This is a genomic window from Cupriavidus sp. GW822-FHT06G04, assembly GCF_058799075.1.
This window is the reverse complement of sequence record NZ_JBXALD010000006.1, coordinates 69,143-93,619: the sequence shown is the minus strand read 5'-3', so window position 1 is coordinate 93,619 and position 24,477 is coordinate 69,143. Positions and strand designations below refer to the sequence as shown.

General features: G+C 64.2%; 16 protein-coding genes. 7 read left to right on the top strand and 9 right to left on the bottom strand.

Annotation, left to right across the window (positions count from 1 at the left end; translation table 11 throughout):
• Positions 1–7 precede the first annotated feature (7 nt).
• From AC1RKI_RS15125 to AC1RKI_RS15115, 3 genes are all read right to left on the bottom strand, one after another.
• Positions 8–679 carry a CDP-alcohol phosphatidyltransferase family protein gene (locus tag AC1RKI_RS15125; RefSeq protein WP_492796408.1) on the bottom strand — a complete coding sequence of 224 codons (672 nt, stop codon included), beginning with the start codon at positions 677–679 and terminating at the stop codon, positions 8–10.
• 412 nt (positions 680–1,091) lie between these two features.
• On the bottom strand, positions 1,092–2,420 hold the full coding sequence (locus AC1RKI_RS15120; RefSeq protein ID WP_492796410.1) for a cytochrome-c peroxidase: 1,329 nt from the start codon (positions 2,418–2,420) through the stop codon (positions 1,092–1,094).
• A gap of 75 nt (positions 2,421–2,495) precedes the next feature.
• Positions 2,496–3,806: an alkaline phosphatase family protein gene (locus AC1RKI_RS15115; RefSeq protein WP_492796412.1), complete on the bottom strand. Its 1,311-nt coding sequence runs from the start codon at positions 3,804–3,806 to the stop codon at positions 2,496–2,498.
• A gap of 157 nt (positions 3,807–3,963) precedes the next feature.
• Here AC1RKI_RS15115 and AC1RKI_RS15110 point away from each other — a divergent pair, with 157 nt between their 5' ends.
• From AC1RKI_RS15110 to AC1RKI_RS15100, 3 genes are all read left to right on the top strand, one after another.
• Positions 3,964–4,596, top strand: coding sequence for a TetR/AcrR family transcriptional regulator (locus tag AC1RKI_RS15110; protein ID WP_341248718.1), 633 nt, complete (start codon positions 3,964–3,966; stop codon positions 4,594–4,596).
• Positions 4,597–4,668: 72 nt separating this feature from the next.
• Entirely contained in the window at positions 4,669–5,034 is a 366-nt protein-coding gene (locus AC1RKI_RS15105; protein WP_061955032.1) for an ArsR/SmtB family transcription factor, read from the top strand.
• On the top strand, positions 5,018–6,001 hold the full coding sequence (locus AC1RKI_RS15100) for an SRPBCC family protein (RefSeq protein ID WP_341248719.1): 984 nt from the start codon (positions 5,018–5,020) through the stop codon (positions 5,999–6,001). Before AC1RKI_RS15105 ends, AC1RKI_RS15100 begins: the two co-directional genes overlap by 17 nt.
• Positions 6,002–6,098: 97 nt before the next feature.
• On the opposite strand, the gene AC1RKI_RS15095 is transcribed toward AC1RKI_RS15100, so the two are convergent.
• Positions 6,099–6,416 carry a hypothetical protein gene (locus AC1RKI_RS15095; protein WP_341248720.1) on the bottom strand — a complete coding sequence of 106 codons (318 nt, stop codon included), beginning with the start codon at positions 6,414–6,416 and terminating at the stop codon, positions 6,099–6,101.
• 164 nt (positions 6,417–6,580) lie between these two features.
• Positions 6,581–8,500 carry an FUSC family protein gene (locus AC1RKI_RS15090; RefSeq protein ID WP_492796415.1) on the bottom strand — a complete coding sequence of 640 codons (1,920 nt, stop codon included), beginning with the start codon at positions 8,498–8,500 and terminating at the stop codon, positions 6,581–6,583.
• Positions 8,501–8,633: 133 nt separating this feature from the next.
• On the opposite strand from AC1RKI_RS15090, the gene AC1RKI_RS15085 reads away from it, so the two are divergent.
• Positions 8,634–9,530 (top strand): LysR family transcriptional regulator, encoded by an 897-nt coding sequence (locus AC1RKI_RS15085; RefSeq protein ID WP_061955038.1) that lies wholly within the window; start codon positions 8,634–8,636, stop codon positions 9,528–9,530.
• Here AC1RKI_RS15085 and AC1RKI_RS15080 read toward each other — a convergent pair.
• From AC1RKI_RS15080 to AC1RKI_RS15065, 4 genes are read right to left on the bottom strand one after another with little or no spacing between them, the layout of a single operon-like run.
• Positions 9,527–10,693 carry an ABC transporter permease gene (locus AC1RKI_RS15080; protein WP_061955040.1) on the bottom strand — a complete coding sequence of 389 codons (1,167 nt, stop codon included), beginning with the start codon at positions 10,691–10,693 and terminating at the stop codon, positions 9,527–9,529. The two genes, AC1RKI_RS15085 and AC1RKI_RS15080, sit on opposite strands and share 4 nt — an antisense overlap.
• A 6-nt stretch (positions 10,694–10,699) precedes the next feature.
• Positions 10,700–11,854 carry an ABC transporter permease gene (locus tag AC1RKI_RS15075; protein WP_061955042.1) on the bottom strand — a complete coding sequence of 385 codons (1,155 nt, stop codon included), beginning with the start codon at positions 11,852–11,854 and terminating at the stop codon, positions 10,700–10,702.
• 2 nt (positions 11,855–11,856) lie between these two features.
• Positions 11,857–12,564, bottom strand: a complete 708-nt coding sequence (locus AC1RKI_RS15070; RefSeq protein WP_150979065.1) for an ABC transporter ATP-binding protein — start codon at positions 12,562–12,564, stop codon at positions 11,857–11,859.
• A 3-nt stretch (positions 12,565–12,567) separates the two neighbouring features.
• Positions 12,568–13,776, bottom strand: a complete 1,209-nt coding sequence (locus AC1RKI_RS15065; RefSeq protein ID WP_150979066.1) for an efflux RND transporter periplasmic adaptor subunit — start codon at positions 13,774–13,776, stop codon at positions 12,568–12,570.
• A 413-nt stretch (positions 13,777–14,189) separates the two neighbouring features.
• Here AC1RKI_RS15065 and AC1RKI_RS15060 point away from each other — a divergent pair, with 413 nt between their 5' ends.
• The 3 genes from AC1RKI_RS15060 (at position 14,190) to AC1RKI_RS15050 (ending at position 24,477) form a co-directional block, all read left to right on the top strand.
• Positions 14,190–14,912, top strand: a complete 723-nt coding sequence (locus AC1RKI_RS15060) for a DUF6875 domain-containing protein (RefSeq protein WP_341248724.1) — start codon at positions 14,190–14,192, stop codon at positions 14,910–14,912.
• Positions 14,913–15,103: 191 nt separating this feature from the next.
• Entirely contained in the window at positions 15,104–15,859 is a 756-nt protein-coding gene (locus AC1RKI_RS15055; RefSeq protein ID WP_492796419.1) for a 4'-phosphopantetheinyl transferase family protein, read from the top strand.
• Between the two features lie 71 nt (positions 15,860–15,930).
• Complete coding sequence (locus tag AC1RKI_RS15050) at positions 15,931–24,477, top strand: amino acid adenylation domain-containing protein (RefSeq protein WP_492796421.1); 8,547 nt, start codon at positions 15,931–15,933, stop codon at positions 24,475–24,477.

Here is a 24,477-nt window from a genome sequence, read left to right as displayed (position 1 = left end):
GGCTATCTCAATGATCGGTGGTAGTGGCCACTGGCTGGGGGCGCCGCATGACTCGCCAGTAATCGATGATGACAAGGACGGCAAACAGCGGAGCGCCGATCGAAGCCGCCGCCAGGAACGGTCCGATGCCGTCCGTCAGCGTGACCAGCGGAAGCAGGTACAACACGTCTTCGGTTTCGAAACCACCGGCCGACGCCTGCTTGGTGCCACTTTTGCCAACCCGCGATTCTATACGCATGCGCAGGAAGAAGATCAGCGCCACGGCCAGGCCAGCCACGGTGCCACGCCAAACCGGGCCGAAGGCGTCAGCGGCGGCGCCCGTCGCGGCGGTTGCCATGCCAAAGCTGACGAACAGCAGCACGGTAATCAGCGCATCGCTGGCGAGGTCGTAAAAATGACCGATCTTGCTCGATTTGCCGCTAATTCGCGCCAGTTCGCCGTCGGTGTGATCGACGAAATTCGAGATCACCACCAGTAGCGCGCCCCAGTTGGTCCAGGCATAGCCGCCACACGCGATGCAGGCGATGCCGGCCAGGCCGATCAGCAGGCGCAGCGTGGTCAGGTGATTCGGGGTGATGCGGGTATTTTTCAGGGGCCGCACCAGATGGCGGGCAATGCGGGCATCCCAGGTGGACGGCAAGGGCGGCTCGTCCGGGAATTTGGGGGCGTTCTGGTTCATCCGTCGACAATCAGGTGGGGCGGCTGCGGCACCCGGGGGTGCGTGGCGATGCGAAACACTACGCCTACGACGCAGGAATGACAAGTTCGCCAGAATACGCCGATTCCCTCGCCGCTGCACGTTGCGCAGGGGGCACAGCGGCATCGGCTTGACCTGATGCCGCGGTTTCGCCCGGGTATTGCGCGGCGCCCAAAGCCAGGCCGGGAGATCGACGTCAGGCAGCGGGCTTTCCCCCGGGCTTGCCGCCGGACGGACCCGCGCGCGTCACACGCGGCGTCGGGCACGGTGCGCAGCGCACTCACTATATATAGCGAGGGATGGCAGGGCGCGGGCTGTTGGATGTTCCCCGCGTCGAGCCGGCCATCGGAGTCGTCAATGGCCTCACGGCCGGGTTCGCTCGCAGCAAGACGCCTTAAAGGCGCTTGCGCGCGGCGGGGACGTAGCCGTCGTCGAGCGTTTTCAGGAAGGCCACCACGTCGCGGATCTCGGCATCGTTCAGGGCTGGCCTGGCGCCGGGCTTGCGGTCGAATGGCGGATCGACGTGGTCGACATTGCCGCGCAGCGCCATGGGCAGGTCATCGTAGAGCGTGACTTCGCTCGGGCTCCTGCCCGCGGCCGGATACCATCTGCCCGGCTTGAGATCCCGTTCCACATAGAATCGAACCACATCTTCCAGCCGGTGAAAGCGTCCGTTATGGAACCACGCGCCGCGCTTTGCGGTATTGCGCAACGAGGGGGTCTTGAACATGCCGCAGTAATCGGCGCGCTCGGCCTTGTCGGCGCGCTTGGGGCCGCACAGGCCAAGATCGAAATATGCGGGATCGGCGTTGGCCGCAATCTCCGGGTTCCGTGGCACGCCCAATGCGGCGAACTGGTAGTCGGTCAGCAGCGGGTGCGAGCCGTCCGCGCGCTTGTCGATCAAATGGCAGGCCGCGCAGTTGCCTTTTTCGGGATCGGCAAACAGCCTGAGCCCGCGCATTTCGGCGGCGCTCAGTGCGGCCTTGCCATCCAGATAGGCGTCGAACTTGCTGTCAAAGCGATGAAAGCTGGGGTCATCCAGTTCGAAGCGTTCGAGCGCGCGCATCGCCAGCGCAAATGCCTGCTCCGGTTGGTCGAACACGTTGGCGCCGAATGCGGCGCGGAAGGCGTCGGCATAGCTGGCGCGTGAAAGCTTTTCGACCACCGCGGCGCGGCTTTCGTTGGCCATCTCGTCAGGATCGAGCAGTGGCCCGGCGGCCTGGTCGTGCAGGCTGTTGAAGCGGCCATCCCACATCAAGCCGCCCTTGGGCGGGTTATCGGTTTCGGTCAGGCGCTCGGTCAGGCTTGCCGCCTGGGTATGAGTCCAGATCGGCGTGGCATTGAGCGTATAGGCCAGCGCCGGGGTGGCGCGCTTGCCCTGGCGATCGAGGTGGGGGCCGCCCAGTTGTACGGCCAGGCGGTTTGGCGGGCCGTAGCCATGATCGGGATCGTGGCAGCTGGCGCACGATTGGCGACCCGAGGCCGACAGCGTTGGGTCGAAAAACATCGCCTTGCCCAGACGCGCCAGCGTTGCGGCGTCGGGGTCGGCAGCGGCGGGCGCCATCCGCGCATCTGCGGAGGTGCCGCCCGGTGCGGATGCGGCGGTGCCGCTTGGAGTACTGGTGGCATGGCTGGCGCCGTGCCGGGGCTGGCATCCGGCAAGCATGCCAAGACACAGCAGCCCAGCGCCCAGCCAGCGCAGAAAGGAAGAATGAGACGTCATGATGGCGAAAGCCGCCGGGGCGCACTGTCCCGCGGCGGCTGGGCGCGCCGGGCCGTTGCCGGCCGCGGCGGCGCGTCACAGGTTGGTGAACACGTCAGTGCCGAACGTGGCGAGCCCCTCCTGGCCTGCGTAGCCAAGGTATCCGCCAAGCTGGAAGATGTCCTCCAGCGTCTTGAGCATCGAGTAATGGTTGTACTGCGTGGTCGATACCGTACCGCCCTTGATGAACGGCGACAGCAGTACGGCGCCGGTGCGGTCTCCGCCGAAGTTCTGCGTCAACAATTCGATGTCGTACGGGTAGTGCGACACGGATGCCGGGAAGGTTTGCGAGATCGGGAACGATGATGCCGGTACGTTCGGCCCGGCCTGCTGGTTGCAGCAGGTGTTGCCGGAGAACGCCATGGTCAGCTTCGGGGGCGTGGTCGAGTTGTCGAGCGACTGCGTGGCGTACGAGCTTTCGTCGAAATTGATGATGATCAGCCCGTCTTTCTGGTACGCCGGCGATGCCATGATCATCGGCACCCATTTCTGCAGGAATGCATCGGCGGAAACCAGACCGCCCGGATCGCCATTCACGCAGGTGCTGCTGCCGCCGTCGTGGCCGTCGTTGCACAGGTTTGGCGTGATGAACGTGAAGTTCCGCGTGGTGTCGATCGACTTCAAATCATCGCTGAGCTTGTTCAGATTGACGACATTGGTGGCGCAATCGGGCGAATCGATGATCGAGTGGAAATACATGAACGGGTTGTGGCGCGTCGCGTACTGGTCGGCAGGCAGACCGCCGCTGGTAGCGGCCTGCGCAGCCTGCGTGCCGTCCGTGGTATTCAGCGCCGGATGGCCGCAGGTGGCGCTTTCACGCGACGGATCGTTGCCCATGTCTTCCATATAGCCGCGCCACGTCAGGTTGGCGGCCTTGAGCTGGTCGGGCAGGGTCTTGACCGAAGCCGGATACACGCACCCGGTGCCGATTGCCTGACCATGATCGCCCATGCCGGTCAAGGCGAAGTCCTTGTAGACCATGCAGTCCATTTGCGTATCGGCGGTGATGGCTTGGCCGCTGATCATGGCGATGTAGTTGCCCAGGCTGACGTGGGTGGTGCCGAAGTACTGTTGCAGGTGTGCGCCCTGAGCCGTGAGTGTCTTGGACAAATACGGCGCTTTCGACGTTGCAGAAAATGTCGTGGCGTAATTCTCGTTTTCCAGCGTGATCACAAACACGTGCTTGATCGACTGGATCGTCTTTGGCGCGGGCGTCTCAACGGCGGGCGTGGTGTTGTCCGCCGCCTTGTTGTCGTCGGATCCGCATGCCGTGACGGCCAATGCGGCCACCACGGCGGACAGGGCGCACAGCGCGGCCGGCCAGCGCGTGCGGGGAAGCTTGAACATGTGGAAGTCCTTGTCGTTTTTGGAAGCGCGCAGTCCCCGTTGGCTCCGGGAAGTCGCGCGGACGACATATAAACAAACTTGTATGTTTCTTTTGTGACATCGGCGCATTGGTTGAATGCTCAACTCATCGCAATGACGTTATCGCTACAATCCACGCATGCCGACACAAGCCGAACGAAGCGCCTTCACACGTCAGGCGCTGATCGATGCCGCTACCACATTGCTGATCGAGCAAGGCTATGCCGCCTTTGGCGAGGCCCGCGTCTGCGAGCTCGCCGGCATCAGTCGCGGATCGCTGCGCCATCAGTTTCCGGAAGGGCGCTACGACCTGCTGCCCGCGATGGTCGAAGCTCTGCTTGATACCGAGGTCCGACGCCTGGCCGCGCTGGGCCCGATGTCGGCGCGCGTACGCCTGCACCTGATGCTGCATATGCTGGTGCAGCGCCGGCAGCGGCATACCTCGGTGGCAATCCTTGAAGTCTGGATGGCGGCACGCGGCGACCAGCGCCTGGCCGACGCCGTTGGGCCGCTGCTGGCCACGGTGCCAGAGCGGCTTTTCGGCCAGGGCCCGTCCGACAAGTCGGATCCCGAGGTGCTGGCGTTGCGGTTGTTCCTGCACGGCGCCACGCTGCACAGCTTCGCTGCCGACTACAGCCGCGACCGGCTGGTCGAATCGGTGCAATGGCTGCTCGGGCGGTTGCAGGCGCCGCCGGAATTGCCCGATGTGCTGGCGCGCATCGCCGCGATGCAGCGCCAGGCCGGGGCGGCGTCCACGTCGGCCGTTTCCTGATTCTTCCGACCGCTCCGTAAATACTTTACTAAAGTTCTTGCTTAACTATCGCGCGTCTATATACTAAAGGACATGCTTAACTATTCCACTTCTCCGGATCCGCTTGATGCAACCTTTCAGGCGTTGGCAGACACCACGCGGCGCACGATGCTCGCGCAACTGGCTCGCGGGCCGCTGTCGGTCACCGAACTGGCGCGGCCGCTGGCCATGTCGCTGCCGGCCGTAATGCAGCACCTGTCCGTGCTGGAACAGGCCGGGCTGGTCAACACGCAGAAAGTGGGGCGGGTGCGCACCTGCCGAATGGCGCCACATGCGCTAAGCGAGGCCGAGCAATGGATCACCGCGCGGCGCGCGGAATGGGAAGGCCATTTCGATCGACTGGGCGAGTACCTGGAAACCATGAAAAAGGAGGCAGCATCCGATGGCAACCGCAACTGAAACGCGCGAAGCCGCGCAACAGCGTCAAGACCCGAGCCCATCCCTGACCGTATCGCGCGCCTTCAATGCGCCGCGCGATCTGGTGTTCAAGGCATGGAGCGCCGCAGAACACCTGAAGCAGTGGTTTTGCCCGCAGGGATACACCGTGCCTGAGTGCGAGATCGATTTCCGTCCCGGCGGCAAGTTCGACCTCTGCATGCGGTCGCAAGGCGGCGAGTCCGAGCACTGGATTCGCGGGCACTACGTCGAAATCATGCCGCACGCGCGCTTGGTGATCGACATGTCCGTAGTGACCACCGAGGGCAAGCCGCTGTTCAACGCTCACACCACGGTCGGCTTTGAAACCATCTGCGGCGGCACCGAAATGACGGTGACCCAGCAATACACCTTGCTCGATGCCACGGCGGGCGATTTCACGCGCGGCGCGGAGCAAGGCTGGTTACAGACGCTGGACCGGCTGGAAAAGACGGTTGCGCGGATCAGCGCGGAAACACCGCCGCGGTCCGTGGCGCACGGCACATTCTCGATCCAGCGCACCTACGACGCACCGCCGGCGCTGGTATTCCGCGCGCTGAGCGATCCGGCGGCAAAGGGCCAGTGGTTTCATGGTGGTTCAGGCTATACAGAGGTGTCGCGCTCGATGGATGTACGGCCCGGCGGGCGCGAGCATCTGCAGGGCAAGTGGGATAACGGCATGGTGTCGACGTTCGATGCCGTGTATTTCGACGTGATCCCCAACGAGCGGCTGGTCTACAGCTATGAGATGCACATGGGCGCGCGCAAGATCTCGGTGTCGCTGGCCACGTTCGAGATCAAGCCGGCCGGTCAAGGCACGCAGCTTACGCTGACCGAGCATGGCGCGTTTCTCGATGGCTATGACGACGCCGGATCGCGCGAACACGGGACGGGCCTGTTGCTCGACGCGCTTGGTGCATGGGCGACGGCGCAGGCCAAGCGCCAGGGCTGAGCGCGCGATCGAAAAAAAAGCCGCGCCCGGAAATCGGGCGCGGCACAAAGTCTCAAGAAAACGAAGCAGTAATGCGAGCGTGGAGGGCGTGAGCCCGTCAGGCGGTGTGCGCCGGCGGGGCGGAAACGCCATGCAGGTCCATGCCGGCCAGGTTCATCGCCGCGGTACCGTGGGCGCCATCGGTATAGACGTCGCGTTTGCCCAGCGCGTTGGCGCCGTCCATATAAACGTCGCGCTTGCCGATGGCGTTGGCGCCTTCGGTGTAGACGTCGCGCGTGCCGTTGTGCGTCGCGTAGCCGTAGCGGTCGGCCGGAACGCCGCGGTCTTGCATGCCCTGGCTGGTTTGCGCCGAGGCCAATGTGCAGGCGCAGAGCATCGTGGTAGCAAGCAGGGTCTTGATCGTGTAGTTGTGCATGTGGATCTTCAACTGATTGGGTGGACGGCGCATCGTGCGGGGGTGGGGGAGTGGTGATGCGCCGTCCTGGACGCCTTGTGGGCGATGTCGCATCGGAGTGGTGCGGCACGGGACGAAGTGTAGTCACGCCGCATCATTCATGTGATGATTTAAAAATCAATTTTTCATTCGATTTTTTCATGTGTCTGCAACGTGACGTCAAGCACGGTCAGCGCGCTGGCAACGTCGGCGGCCAGGTTCCGATCCTGCAGGCAGGCCATTTCGGCTAACGACGCCTGAATCCACGGATGCAGCGCCGGCGGCACGACCAGAGGCGCTCCCGACTTCACGCGCGCGCGGAAATGCCGTGCCACGATGCTCAGGACGCGACGGACGGGTTTGCGCGCGTGGGGCGGCAGCGCCGGCAACGCGCGCTGCAACGCGAGCGTGCAATAGCCGATCTGCAATTCGGTGAAACCGTCCGATGCAATGCGTCCCCGGCTGGCGCCGAGCCGGGGCATCAATTGCCCCAGCCGGTCGAACATGCGCGCACCAACCTGGGTGTGAGTGTCGGCGCCGCGCCGGGTAGCCGCACGCGCAAGGTCCTGCCAACTGGCGCGAATCAGCCGGCGGGCCGCCACATGGGCGCCAAACGGACGGGCCAGCATCGCCCACAGCGGCGCGAATACCATTGCCGCGGCGTTGGCCAGATTGGCGTTGAAGAGCCCGACGAAATTGACGTCATAGACGCTCTGCACATTGGCGAATGACGCCGTATTGACCGACAGCAGCATCGCGATCAGATTGAAGCCGGGTCGCGTGATCAACATGCCGATGCCGAGGTACGGCACGGCCAGCATGCCCGTGAGCGCTTCGAAGGTCTGCGCATGCGGGATAACCAGGAACAGATAGAACGACGAGATCAGCAGGCAGACGGTGGCCCAACGGATAAATGACCTGGCCACCGGGCGCGGTTCGTCGATCGTGGCAAAGAAGCAGCAGGCGATTGCCGCTACCGCCACCGGGCCGCCGCCATCCTCCCAGCCTGAAAAGATCCACAGCAGCCCAGCGCAGAACACGGCCAGCCCAGCCGAGGCTGCGCCGAACAACAGCATCGCGTGATCGTGGTACAGCGCTTGCGCGTCTGCGGCTTCAGCGGCTTCAGCGGTCTCACCGGCCTCGGCCGTCTGGGTGGCCCCGCTTGCCGCAAGCGACTCGGACCGTGACGTGCCGTTGTGATCGCCGATGGCTCGCTGCAGGGCGATGCAAGACTGCATCAACGCATCCTGGCGGGTTTGCAGATAGGCGGCGGTCTCTGCCAGCGCCGTGTGCGACAGCTTATGTCCGGGCTGGCCGCGCATCGCATACAGCACGCTTTCCCAACCGGACAGCACGGGCATCAGACGCGACATCCGCGCCCGTAACGCGCGCGCGTGCGACAGCGTTTGCTGGCTGCCGGCGTCGAATGACATCTGCGCGATCAACTGGTCCAGCGCCAGCATGTCCGCCGCCAGCCGGTGGCGGCTGGCGGCCGCACGGGGATTGGCGCGCACGATATCGGCAGCCCAGGCCGCAGCGTCATCGAGCCAGACTTGCGTGCGTTCGCGCAGCGCGCTGGCCACGTTGGCGGGAAACACGATGGCCCCAACCAGCGCGGCGCAGACAATGCCGATCACGATTTCCTCGATGCGCGCCACGGCAATGTCGAAGATGTCGGCGGGGTGCATCACGGCCGGCAGCGCCACGATCGGCAATGTATAGGCTGCCAGCAAGAACACATAGCTGCGCGGCGACCGCTGCAGCAGCGACAGGTAGACCAGCAGCATGATCCATAGCGCTATCGCACCCATCAGCACGATCGGCATGTTCACCAGCTGCGGCACTGTGACGACCGCGGCGGTGGCGCCCAGCAATGTCCCGAGCACGCGGTAGGTCGCCTTGGAGCGCGTGGCGCCGGTCAGCGGATTGGAGACGAAATAGACGGTGGCCATGGCCCAGAAAGGGCGCGGCAGTCCGAAAAACAGCGCGATATACAGCGCCAGCATCGCGGCCGCGAATGCCTTCAGCGAAAACAGCCACTGTCGGGCATGCGGCCAGCCAGCCATGGTTGTGATGTGCCGGTGGTCCGGCATTGTGGTGAATAGGAGGGCGTAGGACGGCAAGTGTAGCCCCGCTGCAAATATTCACGTCATGATTTAAAATTCCAGCTTCTATTCGGAATATTCATGGAATACGCTCATGCCGATCGATATCCGCGCGCTTCGCTACTTCGTTGAAACGGCTCGACTGAAGAGCTTCACGCAGGCCGCGGCGTCGCTCTATGTCACGCAGTCGACCATCAGCAAGATGGTCAAGCAACTGGAAGACGAGGTGGGACAACCGCTGTTGATTCGGGAAGGCAAGACCGTGCGGCTGACCGACGTGGGCCGTGTGGTGTATGACCGGGGCCAGGAAGCGCTGGGTGTGGTACATCGGCTGACACTCGAGGTGGCTGACCTGTCGTCGCTCGGGCGCGGACAGTTGACCGTCGGCATCCCGCCGATGGTGAACCTGTTTTTCTCGCCAGCGGTCAGCGCGTTTCGCAAGCGGTATCCCAATCTGCAGTTGATTCTCTCCGAGCATGGCGGGCAGGTGGTGGAGCAGCAGGTGGCAAGCGGGGAACTGGAAGTGGGCGCCACGGTATTGCCCGGCGACAGCGGCCTGCAGCTGGAAACGCGCGCGTTTGCGAAATATCCGATCTGGGCGGTCGGGCCGCATCGCGCGGCGTGGGCCAGTGGACGCACCGTCACGCTCGAAGCGCTGCGCCACGAGCCGCTGATCCTGTTGACCGAAGATTTCTCGCTGACGCGCAAGCTGCGTCAGGCGTTTATGGAGGCCCGCATCGATCCGCATGTGGTGGCGCAAAGCGGCCACTGGGATTTCCTCGCATCGATGGCCGCCGCCGGGCTTGGCACGACGTTCCTGCCCGAGCCGCTGCTGTCGCGGCTGGAAACGCGCGACAAGCTGGCCGTCGCACGGCTGACAGAGCCGACCATGGACTGGGCGCTGGCCCATATCTGGTCGCCGGGGCGCTATCTATCGCACGCGGCGCGCGCGTGGCTCGCCGTGTGCGAGGAAGTTATGGGCCAGGCCTAGCGCGCCCGCAGCGCGTCGACGATATTGAGCCGCGACGCGCGCAACGCCGGCAGGAACCCGCCAATCCAGCCCATCGCCATCGAAAACAACAGCGTCTTGGCGACGATTGCCGGCGTCAGCAGGAAGCGGAACGACAACTCGGAGAAGGTCTGGAAATTTGTGGTCGAGAACGATGCAAACTGCATCAGCGACGCGCAAAGCAGCCCCGCGACACCGCCAACCAGCCCCAGTAATCCCGCTTCGATCAGGAATGCCATCAGCACACTCTTGCGCTGGAATCCCAACGCGCGCAGCGTGCCGATCTCGCCGACGCGATTGGCCACCGACGCGTACATCGTGATCATCGCCCCGATCATCGCCGCCACCGAAAAGATCGTGGTCAGCGTCAGCCCCAGGATATTGATGAATGCCGACAGCGCCTTGGACTGGTCGCTGTAGAACTGCTGCTCGCGCTTCGCTTCGTTGGCCAGTCGCGGATCGACATCGATGTCGGTGCGGAACTTGTCGAAGGCGTCGGTTTCGGTCAGCCGTACCACCATCGACGAATAGGAGGTGCGCCGGAACGATTGCATCAACTGGTCCACATCGCCCCAGATCTCGGAATCGAAGCCGCTGCCGCCGGCGTCGAAATGGCCCACTACGGTCCAGTCGCGCTGCGCAAAGCGCAGATGATCGCCCACGCGCACGTTGCCGTAGCCCTTGGCGATGCCGCTGCCGACGATGATTTCCGCCGACCCCGGCTTGAACACCCGGCCCTCGGTCAGCCGGATCTGCGGGCGCATCGATACACCCAGCGGCGATACGCCGCGAATCACCACGTTCGACGGGGTCTGAGAGCCGGCCTTGGTCAGCGAGATCAGCACCACGGCCTCGCGCGACGACGTCGGACGGCCTTCCGATGTGAGCGCCACGGACGGATGCATTTCCATCGCGGCCGCCTGGTCGCGCGTGATCGAACTCTGGATTTCCGTTTCGGCGCCTTTGCGGATCACTACGACGTTGTCGCGCTCGCCGGTGGTCACCAGCGTCTGCTTCAGGCCAGCATCGAGCATCAGCATGGTGGCGAAGACAAATACCACCAGCGCCAGCCCGCCGGCGGTCAGCGCCGTGGTCAGGCGCCGGGCCCACACGTTGCGCGCGATGTATTGGAGCGGAATCGCCATCTGCGCCTATCCGATTGCCCGCAGGCCTTCGACGATGCGCACGCGCGCGGCCTGCACGGCCGGCACGATCGCCGCAGCCAGCCCCACCACCAGTGCGCAGCCAGCCTGCATCGCCATGGTTTCATGCGACACCGTGAACACCGGAAACACACCGCCCACGGCCTGCTTGAAGAAACTCGCCGCGGGCGGCGTCAGGAGCATGCCGATCGCGCCGCCCAGCGCGCTGATGATCAGCGATTCTCCGAACACCAGCATCGACAGGAAGCCGGCGCGAAACCCGAGCGCCTTGAGCGTCGCGTATTCGGTGATCCGCTCGCGCGCGCTCATCGCCATCGCATTGGCCATCACCGCCATCACGATCACGATCACCACATACGACACCACGCGAATTGCCGCGATGATCTGGTTGGACATCGCCACGAAGCCAAGCTGGAACGCCTGCTCGGTTTCGGTCAGCGTTTCGGCCAGCGAATTCTTGAACACGTTGTCGACCGCGCGGGAAATGCCCGCGGCATTGTCGGGATTGTCGACACCCAGCACGAACACGCCCACCTGGTCGGCCTGGCGCGGGTTCCTCTTGCGCACCGATTCGTTCAGGTAGTCCCAGTGAAAGATCATGTGGCGCGTGATCGTGCTTTCGTCGCGCCCGTCGATGATGCCGCGCACGACAAAATCCCAGGTGCCCGGATAGATCGTGCCCTTGAGCGGAATGACATCGCCGACCTTGAAGCCGTAGGAATCGGCTAACTGGCGGCCCACCAGCGCGCCGCGCCGGTCGCGCTGGTAGTCGGCGCGTTGCTCGGCCGGGACGATGTATTCGGGATACAGGTCCAGATAGTTGTCCGATACCGCAAACTGCGCGAAAAAGTTCTTGGGATCGCGATAGATGCCGGCAAACCAATTGGAACGCGCCACCAGCGTCACACCATCCACGCCCTTGATCCGGTATTCGTAATTGAGGGGCAGCGCAAACGTCAGCGAGATGGCGTTCCGCGTGATGAGGCGCGCGTTGGATGCCGCGGACGCGCCGGCGTACCAGGCATCGACCACGGTCTGCAGCAGTCCGTAAGCCAGCACGGCGATCACCAGCCCGAGCACGGTCAACATCGTGCGCAGCTTGTGGCGCATCGCGTTGCGCGCGATCAGCTTGGTCACGAACATCTTCAGTCCCGGGGCGCCGGGCGGCGCTGTTCGGTATGCAGCAGCTCGCCTTTTTCAAGGTGAACCAGCGACTTTGCCGCCTCGGCCGCGTGGGCGTCGTGGGTGACCATGATGATGGTCTTGCCAAGGTCGGCGTTGAGCCGTTGCAGCATGGCCAGGATCTCGGTGGCCGACGAGCGGTCCAGGTCGCCAGTGGGTTCGTCGGCAACGATCAGTGTGGGGTCTGTGATCAGCGCCCGCGCTATGGCCACGCGCTGCTGCTGCCCGCCGGACAGCTCTGTGGGGTAGTGGTCCATGCGGTCGGCCAGGTTGACCATGCGCAGCACCAGTTCCACGCGCTCGCGCCGCTCGGCGCGCGACAGTCGCGTCAGCATCAGCGGCAGTTCCACGTTTTCATAGGCGGTCAGCACCGGCATGAGGTTGTAGAACTGGAAAATGAAGCCGACGTGCGCGGCGCGCCAGTCGGCCAGCGACGCTTCGGGCAGCCCGGAGATATCGATGCCGCCGACCAGCAGCTCGCCACGGTCCGGACGATCGATGCCGGCGATCAGGTTCAACAGCGTGCTCTTGCCGGACCCGGACGGCCCCATCAGCGCAATGAAATCGCCTTCGGCGATATCGAGCGAGATGTCCGACAGCACGGGCACGGTTTGCGCGCCGCGCTGGTAAGACTTGGCCAGATGGCGGATCGAAACGAGGGGTTCGGCCATGTCTTACTTCTTGGCCAGTGTCACGCTGGCGCCATCCGCCAGCTTGTCAGCCGGCGCCAGCACCACGGTAGCGCCGGGCTTGATGCCCTGCACGGTTTGCAGTTCGCCGATCTTCGCGCCGCGCGTGACGGCGGTTTGCCGCACCTTGCCGTTGTCGATTACGAACACCACGGGCTTGCCATCGCGCTCGACCACCGCGGACGGCTGCACGGCCGGCAGCGGCGTGTTGTCCTGCGGCGGCACCGGCTTTGAGAGGAAGGCGATCTTCGCGCTCATGTCGGGCAGCACGCGCTGGTCGCGGTCAACGAAGCGGATCTTGACCAATACGGTAGCCTTGGAGCGGTCCACTGTCGGCACGATGCGCGCCACGCGCCCCGCCATGCGCAGGCCGGGCAGGGCGTCGAGCAGGATTTCGCACGGCTGGTCCACCGTGATCCTGGCGATATTCGATTCGGCCACGTCGGCCTCGACCTCCAGCGTTTCCATGTCGGCAATCGTCACGATGGCGCCCTTGGTGTCGGCGGCGGCCGAGAACGGCGTGATGTTGTCGCCCACGTTGGCATGCTTGATCAGCACCACGCCGTCGAACGGCGCGCGGATCACCGTCTGCTCGACGGAGACTTCCGAGGCGCGGGCATTGGCCTTGGCCGAGACGATCGACGCCTGGGCATTGCTGATCGACGCGCGCGCCTTGTTGTAGCGGGCGAGGTCGGCGTCGTACTGCTGCTTGGAGATGGCCTTCGGTTCCAGCAGCATTTCGGAACGTTTCAGGTTGACTTCGGCGTCGCGCAGTTCGGCCTGCTGCAATTGCAGGTTGGCCTGGGCCACCTCCACCTGCGCACGCGCCTGCGCTGCCGATGCCTCGACGTCGCGGCTTTCCACGCGCGCGATGATCTCGTCTTTCTTGACCCGCGACCCTTCCAGCACGCCCAGCCATTCCAGCCGGCCCTGCGCCTTCGATGCCACGGCCGCCTTGCGCTGCGGCACCACGTATCCGGTGGCATTGAGCAGCGTGTAGTTCTGGGATGGGTAGGCGGTGGTGACGGTGGTGCTTTCCACGGGCTGCGGGCCCATCAATTTGACACCCACGCCGATCAGCGCCAGGAGGACCACGGTGATGATTGCGTAACGCCGCCACGGGCGCCGCCGCCGCTGCACGGGCGCCATGGCGCTACGGTCGATTTTCAGCTTGCTCAGGTCTTGATCGGCCAATTTGGGATCCTGCGGATGGAAAGCGCGAAAGTGCGCCGCGGGAGTTCTCGCTCCCGACGATGGGCGTCAAATATACAGGAATCGCAATTCAAACGGGGATTGCATCTACCTCAGGAATGGTGAAGTTTATTCGAATGATCAGATATTGACGATCGCCTTTTTAAATTTGAAACAACGGAATAAACAACGCCCTTATTTAGACGAAGTGCCATTCTCGCTATGACAGCGGGTCTATAGACTTCGGCATCTAGCATCTATTCGGTTCGATTTAAGATCTCGATCCGGCAATCGCCGATGCTTCCCGGAAACGTCAGGTAATCTCCACACTGCTGGGCAGTGCACGTTGGCATTTTTGGGATTAATCATCAATCCGCTGGCATGTTTAGTCTGGCTTTCGTATGGCAATACCCGAAATGCAAAGTGCAATCAGTACAATCGAATTCGAACTCATCCCGTTTTCCCGAGCAATGGATGACGACCGTTTCGCATCCGCCGGCGTCGGCACGATCGCGAAATGGGTAATGGAATATCTGTGCCGGCCCCATCCCGAGCTCGGCCGCAAGGGCGTGGTCTGCCCGTGGACGCCGGTGGCAATTGCGCAGGACACGTTGTGGATCACCCGGATCGACGTTGCGGGATTAACCGCCCAGGCCGTCGATAATGCCATCGAAGCGCTGCTGGGAATTTATCGGGACCAGATTCCCACCGATGGTGACGAGGCGCGCCACAAAACCATTCTCACTATTATCGACGGACTCGACCGTCCGGCGGATGTTGCGGAAATTCATAAACGCATGAAGCCGGTATTTGTGGCGCAGGGTCTGATGCTGGGCGAGTTTTACGAAGGATGTGAAAAGCCCGGCATTCGGAATGCGAACTTCCATGCCCTGCAATCGCCATTGCCGTTGCTGGTGATTCGGGAAATGGTTGCGCTGGACGCGGTATTCCTCGCCGAGAAAAGAGCATTTCTCGACGATTATTTCACCAGGCACGGCGAGCATGGGCTGAACAAGATGAATGCCATGCTGCGGCCCGGGAGCCGTCTCGATATTCCACCGCATTGCGCCGAGGCGATGAAAGCGTACCTGGCCGAGCGCGCGCATTCGGTGGACGATCTGGACGCCCACGCGCCGTGACTGCGTGCGTGGGCAGGCCCGCGTCAGTTCCCGCATCGACTGGCGGCGGGGGCGCTGCGCACGCGGGCCGAAGTCTCGGGAAGGACGGATCGCCGTTGCCGCCGTATGGAGGTCATTTCGCGAGCGTCTGGTACGTGCGTACGTCCGATGCCGGTGCGCCCTGCGGCGCCTCCAAGGCGGCGGTCGGCACGGTGCTGTCGCGCGATGAAATCTCTCGGTGGCGCAGCTTCGCCGCGGTCGAGCCGGCAAATCTGTATCTGCTTTCCCGGCTGATGTTGCGGCACGTCCTGACGCACTGCCACCCGTCGATTGCGCCGCTGGGCTGGTGCTTTGCCATTGAAGCGACCGGTCGGCCGCGTATCGACGCAGTGCCCGGCACCGTGGGATTGCACTTCAGCATCTCGCACTGCCAACGGGCTGTCGCCATCGCGGTGGCGAGTGTCGAAGGTATCGGCGTCGATGTCGAATCGACAGATGTTGATGCAGGCATGGCGACCGCCTTGCTTGGCCAACTCCACACCAGCGAAGTGCAGGAACTTCCGCGGCAGCAGTCGGGCGCCCTGAATACGCGGCATATGTTAGGGCTGTGGACGCTCAAGGAGGCGTATCTGAAGGCGATCGGGACAGGGCTTTCCGTGCCGCCGAAGACGATTGCCTTCGACCGCCTCAATCGGTTGATGCCGGAATGCCGGCTTCCTCCGGAAAACGCTGGGCGGCTTTGGGATTTCTTTGCACCGGAGGTGCCCGATGGAATCTGCCTTGGCGTTGCCATCGCGCGCCCGTCGTCGGCGGGCCGACCGGTCGAGTTAGCGGGATTGCCCCCGCGGCGCTGGTTGCCCGTTGCCGAAGCTGTTGCCGACCTGAATCTGTCGACCGCACATCGTCAGTGTTTCGATGTCCTGACATCGGGGCCGATCCTGCAAAAGACCTTTTGTTACGGCGCGTGATCGCGCTGTCGCCAGCCACGCGCAATGGGCGCGTCTGGCCTTTCACCCTCACAGTATTCCGCATCAATACCATGTTGACCCACCGGCAGTTTCCGCTCACGCAACAGCAGCACGAACTTTGGCTTTCCTATCTCATCGACAAGTCTGATCGATTCAATAACTTCCTCAGTTATGAATTGCAGGGAGATCTCGATCACGATTGCTTTCGGCGCGCGCTGGAATTTGCGTACGCCAACATGGAAGCAAGCCGGTCGGTCATCGTGGATGCGTCGGAGCCAATCCAGCATGTGCTGCCGCCGATGGATTTCAGCAGGCTGCGGTTTGCATACCGGGACCTGCGCGACTCGGGCGACCAGTGCCCGCGTGACGCGGCGCTGGCGTGGATCGACCAGCAGAACCGGCAGACGCTCGATATCACGGCCGCCGCAGGCGTCATTGCGCTGGCGCGATACGGTGCGTCCGCCTATGTGCTGACAATCGTGTACCACCACATTTTCATGGATGCCGCCACGGCGCGCAGCTGCATGGCAATGATCGAGCAGGGATACGGCAGGGCGCTGGCCGGCGCGCCCGTAGAAGTCATGCGCGACAGCGACATGCAGCGCTATCTCGATGCCTGTGCGCGCGTGACCGATGAGGCGCGCGAAGACGCGCGCCAGTTGTGGCGTTCGCATCTGCATGGACGCGGACTCTCAACGGATCTGGGCGTGCGCCGGCGCAGCGGCCAGATGGAGGAATTCGACTTCGCCTTCCCAACGGAGCTGGCAGCGGGCGTTCGGCAGTTGTGCCGGACGCTGCGCATCACGCCGTTTATTTTCATGAGCGGACTCTTTGCGGCGATGGTCGCGCGACTGCATTCGCGCGACAGCGTGACGGTTGGCTACCCGGTGAACGTACGCCCGCGTGGCCAGCCAGACCTGCTCGGCTTCTACATCTCGCGCTTTCCGATGGCGCTCGATATCGACTCGCGGACATCGTTCAGGCATTTGCTCGACGTTGTACGCGCGCATCGCAAGGACATTTCCAGACTTCCGGTTCTCGACTTCACCGAAATCCGTGACATCGCCTTGTCCGGGCAGACGACCGAGTCCGGCCCGGACCTGAACCTGATGATCGGCGAAACCATGATCGATGCCGTGCTATTGCGGTTGAGCGGCGTGTCGGCCACACCCTTGCAGACGGGCATCGGACGGGGCCAACACGACCTCGGCTATTTCTACGATCCATCGTCGCCCGTGCTGGAAGGTCGTTTCCAGTTCGATAACGGCGCCTTTTCTGGCGCACAGATGCACGCGATGGCGCAATGCATGACGGCCTTTGCCGAGTGCGTGGTCCGCGATGTCGATACCGCACTGGATGCGTTGCCGTACCCGCTGGCGCTGCCGTTCTCGTTGCTTGACGCGACATCGGCCGAGTCGCCGTTCAGATCGTTGCAACAGCGCTTTGCCGATGTGGCAAGCGCGATGCCCGATGCGCCCGCAGTCGTCTTCGGCGAGCAGCGTCTCACCTATCGCGATCTTCTCGCGCATGCCTTGCAATTTGCCGGCGAGCTACGCGGTCATGGCATCGGCAGCGGGCAACTGGTCGCGATCTGCGTCAGCCGCTCGCCCGAACTGATTGTGGCCATCCTCGGCACGCTGATCGCGGGGGCCGCGTACGTACCGGTGGATCCGCAGTTTCCGGCCGAGCGCAAGCAGCAGATGCTTGCCGACGCCGATCCCGTCGCGGTCATCACGGCAGGCGGCGCGCCATACCACGACAGCGGGCGCCGGCAGATCGCCGTCCAGCTGGAGGCTTCCGCACCGGCGTTGGCAGCGCCGCTGCCCGACCTCGCGGCGCGGCCCGACCAACTGGCCTATGTGGTTTACACGTCTGGCAGCACGGGGCGGCCAAAGGGCGTGGCGGTCAGCCAGCGCGCCATCGGCAATACAGTGCATGGCGTGCGCCGCACCTACGATTTCCGCGTGGGTTACGGCTGTCTGCAAAATCTGTCGATTTCGTTCGATGGCGCGATCCTGGACATCTTCTGCACGTTGCTCAACGGCGGCTACCTGGTGCTGACCTCGCAGGAAACCTTGATGGATCCGGCGGAGCTGGTTGCGCTGATGCGGCGGCACGATGTCAAGGTCGCGACGTTCATCCCGTCGTATCTGAACGTCATCGGTTTTCACGAACTGCCGCTGCGCACGCTGATCAGTGCCGGCGAAGTGGCAAACTCCGTCGTCCTTGAGCAGTATCGACAGGCCGGCGTCCGTTGTATCAACGGCTATGGCCCCACCGAGGCGGCGGTGGCCGCGTTGAACCACGTGATCGACGGGCCGGTTCTGGGGCGCAGCGTGCCGGTGGGCCGTCCGCTCGACGGCACGCTGGCTGCCGTGGTCGACAGTTGCGGCGCGGTGCTTCCGGCTGGCTTCGTCGGTGAACTGAGGCTTGGCGGCGCGGGACTGGCGACCGAGTACGTCAACAATGCGCCGATGACGCGCGAGCGCTTCGTGACGATGCGACATCCGCTCACATCTGCCGATGTCCGCACCTATCGCACGGGCGATCTGGCGCTGCTCAATGCCGACGGCGAGTTCGAGTACCGGGGCCGCAGCGATGATCAGGTCAAGATTCGCGGATTCCGCATCGAACTGGCCGACATCGAGAGCACGGTACAGATGCATCCGTGGGTGACCGAAGCCGCGGTCATGACGATCGACGACGAACGGACCGGGCACACCGGCCTGCACGCCTTCCTGTGCGTGGACGAGAGCGAAATCGCCGGCATCGACGGCGCGGATCTGCCGCCCGATTCGATGCACCTATACGCCGCGCACACCGGCAAGGCGCTGCACCAGCTGGCAGACCGGCCGGTCAAACTCGGTGCCGATGGTACGGAAATCGTCCTGCCGGTGGCGGATCACGTTGACGATGTGATGGCACTGGCCTTCCAGCGCAAAACCTATCGCTTCTACGATGGCGGGGAGGCGTCCGTCGACGATCTTCATGCGACATTGGCCGACGCGCTCGCGGCGACGCCGGGCGTTTGCGGCGATTCAGCGGTGACGCTCGCGTCGCTGGCGCATGTGCTGGCCCATTTCGGTCGCTTCCGCAGCGCCGCGCGGTTATTGCCGAAATACCTTTATCCGTCCGCCGGCGCGATCTACGCGATGCGGCTCTATGTCGAGATCGCCAATTTGGCGGGTGTGCCGGACGGGTTTTATTGTCTCGATCGCGACGACCTGACGCTGGGATGGATGGCGCCGCCCATGCCGGCCGCCGCGTGCGCCATGGATCCGGCGCACGCCTGCGTCACGCTGCATTTGCGTGCCGATCCGGAAGAGGTCGGGGCGGTGTACGGGGAGTTGTCTACGGCGCTGCTGACCGTGGAAGCCGGCTACATGTTTGGACTGCTGGAGTCCGCATGCGAGGCCGCCGGCATCTGTTGCGGCGATATCGCCAACCAAGCGGCAAGCGTGCCGTTGCCCGGCTGCAGCTTCGGCACGATCGCGCTTGGCATTCGGTGCAACGCGGCGGCGCGCCGTCCAAATCCCACCCTGCTGGTTCAGGTGCATCGGGACGGCGCCGTGATGGGGCTTCCCGGCAAGGGCCTGTACCGGTTCGACGACGATGGCTTTGCGTTCGTTGCCGATGAAATTGCGCAGACACGGCGCTTTGCGGCCATCAACCAGTCCACCTTCGAACGCTCGGCTTTCTCGATCGCCATCTTCGACGAGGCGGCCACGACCTGGCGCGGACACGTGCAGATCGGGCGATTCGCGCAGCGGCTGCTGATGAACACGCACGGACTGGGATTCTGCCAGGCCGGCTTTACCGGCACCCGGCCTATCGAGCATATCCGGCGCTTGTTCGAATGCTCGCCCGCCAGCGGCGGCGCCGCGCCCGCGTTTGGCCATATTCTGCTCGGTGGCGCGATCTCGTTGGAGCAACGCCTGGCACGTGACGGCCGCGAAGATGCGGCGCACCAGAAAGGCCCCCTCGATCTCGTCGAAGATTTCGTGCGCAACCGGCTGCCTGCGTACATGGTGCCGCAGTCGTTCAATGTGCTGAAGTCGATGCCGGTGACACCGGGCGGCAAGACCGACCGTGCCGCGCTCGCGCGGCTGCCCAGGGCCGTTTCGACCGTTGGCCCGGTGACGCCACCGCGTACGGCGTGCGAACGCGCGGTTGCGGCAGCATTCGGCGCGATCATTGGCATTGCCGATGTCGGGCTGGAAAGCGATTTCTTCCGCCTGGGCGGCGATTCGATCAAAGCCATGCGCTTGTCCAGCGTACTTGGCGACGAGGGCCTGGCAGTCAGCGTGCCTGACATATTCCGCTTGCGCACGGTGCAGGCGATCGCGGCAATTGCCGGGAGCGCACCTGCCAGTAACGCCCGGCACGAGGGCGACGACAGCGACGATGGCGACGCATTCGATCTGGCCCAGACGCTGTCGCGAATCGCGCGTGTGGAGCCGTTGCGCGCCGACGCGCTGTCGCGCGTGATCGACCATGTTGCCCAGGTCGGCCACGATGCCAGCCAGATCGAGGACGTGACCGCATTGACCGGCATGCAGCTCGGCATCATGCTGGAAGACCGGTACGCGCGGGAGAACGGCGCGCGACCGCCCTACATCTGCCAGATGGTGGTGGAGCTCGACGAGTCCGTCGATGTCGACTGTCTGAGCGCATGCTGGTCGGACACCGTCGCGCACTTCGCGGCGCTGCGCAGCTGTTTTATCGCTGCGGATAAGGTAGGCGCTCCATTGCAGGTCTTCCTGCGCGAGGCGCGGCCTCGCGTGGACATCCACGCTGCCGACGTCACGCCCGATGCATCGGTGGATTCCATCGCAAGGCGCATCGTCGAGGCACGACGCGAGGTGGGCTTTGACCTGGCGTCGCCATCGCTCGCGCAACTGTCGATCGTGCGCGCAGACCATTGCGCCATCGTGGCGTTGACGGGCCACCATATCGCGCTGGACGGATGGTCGAGCATGAACGTGCTGCGCCACCTGTTCGCGCTGTACGACGCGCGCCGGGCCGGCATCGAACCCTCTGCCGAGATGCGGGAGTCGGTGCCCTTCAACAGGTTCGTTCGCGCGCACGTATCGTCAGAAACGCGCCAGGATAGCGCTTCGTTCTGGAACACATATCTGGCTGGCTGGGAAGAGACCACCGCATTGCCGATGGCCAGAATGTGCAGCGGCGCGGTGCGACCGAAGACTGACTTCTCGATCGTAGACGACTGGCTGCCGGCGGAGGTGACGGCATCGCTGCATCGCTTCAGCGCGGCGACGGATGTGACCGCCGCAGTGGTGCTGCAGTACGCATGGGCAGCACTGCTCGCCTTGCATCAACGCGCGGGCGAGGTGGTGTTCGGTGCGGTGCGGTCGGGGCGCATTGCACTGGCCAGTCTGGGGAATCCGCAGCAGGCGGTCGGCATGTTCGTCGCCACCGCACCGGTGCGCGTGCCCATGGCGGGCGCGATGCGCATCGATGACGGCTTGCGCGGACTGGCTGCGGCGGAGCAGGAAAAGCTGCCGCACGAGCAGTGCGGTACAGGGCAGATCAAGGCCGCCGCACACATCGACGGCGATCGCGATCTGTTCCACACGCTGTTCGTCTTCGAGAACTACGAAACGGGCAGCGCCCAGGCGCCGGGGCAGGGACAGCGTTTCCGAATCCGGCAAGATCTCACGGAGGAAAGCACCGGCTATCCGCTGTCGATCATGGCCATTCCGGGCGACAGACTCCAGCTGCGCCTGCATTTCGATTGCCATCACTACGATGCTCAGGTGGCCGGCGAGTTGCTGCGCCGATACCGCGGGTTGATCTCGCAGATTGTCAGCGGCACGGTGCGGAGGGTGGACGATCTGCGCTTGAGCCCGGCCCTGTCGTTGCTGCGAGGCGCGGCCGCGCCTCGACCGCTTGCCGGGCGCCAGACGCTGCACGATCATTTCGATGCAGCCGTCAAGCGCAGTCCCGATGCGATTGCCATCGTCGATGGCGAACATACCGTCACCTACGCCGGGTTGCAGGCGCTTGGCCAGCATCTGGCGGAGATCCTGGCGGCTCGCGGGGTACGGCGCGGCGATATTGTCGGGCTATATCTTGACCGCGGCGTCGCGATGGTGGCGTCGATGCTGGCGACGATGCGGCTTGGCGCTACGTATGCACCGCTCGATGTCGATGCGCCGGCCGCTCGGGTCCGAGGCGTGATCGCGCGCAGTCGCCCGGCGCTGCTGCTCACCGATGCCGATCGGCTTGCGATGCTGCAAGCGACGGCGGCGGATGTCGATGTGATGGCTGTTGACCCACGCTCGCTCGCGCTTGCCCAACCGGAAGCAGTGCCCCAATCGCCCGATCCGGCGGCCGAATGCGCGCCTGCAATTGACGGCACTGCGGCAGCCTACGTAATCCACACGTCGGGATCCACCGGGGAGCCCAAGGGCGTGGTGGTGTCCCATGCGGCTGCTCTCAATACCGTTCTGGCGCAGATCGACGCATTCCAGGTGGCGGCGGGCGACAGTTGCCTGCACAACTTCGCGGCCTGCTTTGACGGCGCCGTGTCAGAGATCTTCACGGCGCTTCTGGCAGGCGGACGTCTTGTGATCGCATCACGCGCGCAGCAACGCGATCCGGCGCTGCTGGCGGCGCTGGTGCGCGAACAGCGTGTCGCAATCGCCTCGCTGCTGCCTTCGATGATCGGCGCCATCGACCGGTACGGGATCGCGTTGAAAACGCTGGTTTCCGCCGGGGAGCCCGCCGTCGCGGATCCGTTGCGCCGCTTTCTTGCGCGCGGTACGCGCTGCATCAATGCATATGGACCCACCGAGACCGCCGTTTGCGCCACGATGCATGTGCTTGAGCAGTCCGATCCGGAGCGCCCCAGTGTGCCGATCGGCGTGCCCGTTGCGGGAATGACCGTGCGCATCGTCGACGAGCGTGGGCGAACTGTGCCAACCGGCTGTCATGGAGAGATCGCCGTCAGCGGCCCCGGGCTGGCGCTGGGTTATCTGGCGTCGGGCGAAGGCGCCGGGCAAGCGTGCGCGTTCCGGCAGTTGCCCCACGACGACGGCTCGGCATCGGACCGCGCATATTTCACAGGCGACATCGGCCGCGTACTGCCCGACGGCACATTGGAATACCTGGGCCGGAAAGACTCGCAGGTGAAGATCCGCGGTTATCGCGTCGAGCCGCGCGAACTGTCCGCCGCGATCGAAGCTTCGGGACTGGTTGGCGCGTGCGCCGTGTCGGTGGCCGACGACCAGACGCTGATTGCATTCGTGGTGCCCGACTTGTCCGCCGATATGGTCGCCGATTTGGCCGCCCATATGGTCAAGGACACGGATTTGCGCGCGATCGAGCGCAGGCTGTTGGCCTGGATCGAAGCGACATTGCCTTCGTACGTCTGGCCATCTCGGATCTGCTTCGTGCCGAACATCCCACGGCTGTCAAACGGCAAGGTCGATGAGCGCGGCCTGATGAGTCAGTTGCGTCAGCGGCAAACCCAAGCACCGCGGTCGACGCCGGCCGACGAGGCCCGGGCCGTGTCCGACGCCAGCAGCGCCGGACGACTGGCAACGATTTGGCGCACCTTGCTCAAGACCGACCAAGTCGACATGACCTCCGACTTTCTGCGCTTGGGCGGCAACTCGCTCAAAGCCATGCTGATGGCGGGCGCCATCGTCGATGAGTTTGGCGTGGAGTTGCGAGTCGATACGATTCTTCGGCATCCGCGCTTCGAGGACGTACTGGCCGCCATCGACGACCATGATGCACGGGACAGTCAAGGCCGCGTGGTGCGATTCGGTGGATCCGGTGCGTCGGCTCCCACGCTGGTATGCGTGCCCGGCGTCGGCGCGCTGGCGGATAGCTTCGGGCCACTGGCCGAGGCCCTGGGCCCGATGGCTTCGGTGGTGGCGCTGGATCCTGCGCCAGCCGATACGACGGACGCCGCGGCGGATGTGGACCGGATCGTCGAGCGCAATCTGCAGGACCTGCGCAACGCAGGGATCGGCGGTCCGATCGTGCTGCTCGGCCATTCCTTCGGCGGCACGATTGCCTATGAAATGGCGCGTCGTCTTTCGGCGTCGACCGTCGATACACAGTTGCATGCCCAGGCCAATGTACGGGTCGATGTGATCCTGATCGATTGCAAGCCGTGGACGCAGGTACTTGGCGCCGATGCGGCGCGCGCGATCTCGCGGCAATTGCGCGCTGGCCGCGTAGCGAGCGGCGCCTCGCTGCTGCGGGACCACCTGGAGCCGCTGGTGCATCGGATCGATCCGAACCGGCGGCGATTGCTGGCGGAAGTGATGGAGCGCCTCAATGATGGCGATCCAATCGATGGTCCGCTGCTTCGACATTTCGATATCGTGCTGGGGCAGCTCGCGATGGCCTACGATCCGGCGGCTTGTGCCGATGCACGGCGGCCAGAGTCGGTGACGGTGCACCTCGTGGCGGCATCCGCAAGCGCGATGCCCGATATTGCATCCGCGTGGGAAAGCGCCGGCGCGCAAATCGGCAGGTCGGCCTGCGTCACCGGCGATCACTTCTCGATCCTGGAGACGCCACACGCCGAGGGACTCGCTTCGGCCATCGCCAGGCTGCTGAACCTGGGAGCGGGAAAATGA

Bases quoted from the DNA above. Each gene is read 5' to 3' on its own strand.
- AC1RKI_RS15100 (WP_341248719.1), top strand. From the start codon at position 5,018: ATGGCAACCGCAACTGAAACGCGCGAAGCCGCGCAACAGCGTCAAGAC.
- AC1RKI_RS15050 (WP_492796421.1), top strand. From the start codon at position 15,931: ATGTTGACCCACCGGCAGTTTCCGCTCACGCAACAGCAGCACGAACTT.
- AC1RKI_RS15105 (WP_061955032.1), top strand. From the start codon at position 4,669: ATGCTTAACTATTCCACTTCTCCGGATCCGCTTGATGCAACCTTTCAG.
- AC1RKI_RS15090 (WP_492796415.1), bottom strand. From the start codon at position 8,500: ATGGCTGGCTGGCCGCATGCCCGACAGTGGCTGTTTTCGCTGAAGGCA.
- AC1RKI_RS15080 (WP_061955040.1), bottom strand. From the start codon at position 10,693: ATGGCGATTCCGCTCCAATACATCGCGCGCAACGTGTGGGCCCGGCGC.
- AC1RKI_RS15125 (WP_492796408.1), bottom strand. From the start codon at position 679: ATGAACCAGAACGCCCCCAAATTCCCGGACGAGCCGCCCTTGCCGTCC.
- AC1RKI_RS15075 (WP_061955042.1), bottom strand. From the start codon at position 11,854: ATGTTCGTGACCAAGCTGATCGCGCGCAACGCGATGCGCCACAAGCTG.
- AC1RKI_RS15060 (WP_341248724.1), top strand. From the start codon at position 14,190: ATGCAAAGTGCAATCAGTACAATCGAATTCGAACTCATCCCGTTTTCC.
- AC1RKI_RS15115 (WP_492796412.1), bottom strand. From the start codon at position 3,806: ATGTTCAAGCTTCCCCGCACGCGCTGGCCGGCCGCGCTGTGCGCCCTG.
- AC1RKI_RS15110 (WP_341248718.1), top strand. From the start codon at position 3,964: ATGCCGACACAAGCCGAACGAAGCGCCTTCACACGTCAGGCGCTGATC.
- AC1RKI_RS15085 (WP_061955038.1), top strand. From the start codon at position 8,634: ATGCCGATCGATATCCGCGCGCTTCGCTACTTCGTTGAAACGGCTCGA.
- AC1RKI_RS15095 (WP_341248720.1), bottom strand. From the start codon at position 6,416: ATGCACAACTACACGATCAAGACCCTGCTTGCTACCACGATGCTCTGC.
- AC1RKI_RS15120 (WP_492796410.1), bottom strand. From the start codon at position 2,420: ATGACGTCTCATTCTTCCTTTCTGCGCTGGCTGGGCGCTGGGCTGCTG.
- AC1RKI_RS15070 (WP_150979065.1), bottom strand. From the start codon at position 12,564: ATGGCCGAACCCCTCGTTTCGATCCGCCATCTGGCCAAGTCTTACCAG.